The organism is Shewanella electrica, assembly GCF_022321485.1.
Taxonomy (GTDB): Bacteria; Pseudomonadota; Gammaproteobacteria; order Enterobacterales; family Shewanellaceae; genus Shewanella; species Shewanella electrica.
Map to the genome: position 1 here is coordinate 1 of NZ_JAKOGG010000293.1, position 271 is coordinate 271.

The 271-nt window shown below is 55.4% G+C and carries 1 protein-coding gene; it reads right to left on the reverse strand.

Features of this window, described 5'->3' with window-relative positions:
- Positions 1-194 (reverse strand): hypothetical protein (locus L9G74_RS20685; protein WP_238898638.1); only part of this gene is annotated, 194 nt, incomplete at its 3' end.
- Positions 195-271 lie beyond the last annotated feature (77 nt).

Genomic DNA, 271 nt, shown 5'->3' on the forward strand with positions numbered 1-271 from the left:
GGCGCCATCAGAGGGCCACTTGCATTTACAGTGGCCGAGATAGCGCCTTCAAAATTGTCGATCGTCGGAATGACCGCCGGTACCCAATGCCACTCGTTACCGCTAAGGCGCAATTCGGCTTCGATTGGCGAATCGCTGGCAAACCCGCTGAGCGTAAGATCAAGCTCAGCCGTTACGCCTGGCTCAATAGTCATTGCAGCAGAAATATCGGCACCACCATCCCGCAGTCCGGCGGCAATTTCGACTCACGGAATTTGTATGTCCGTCGACT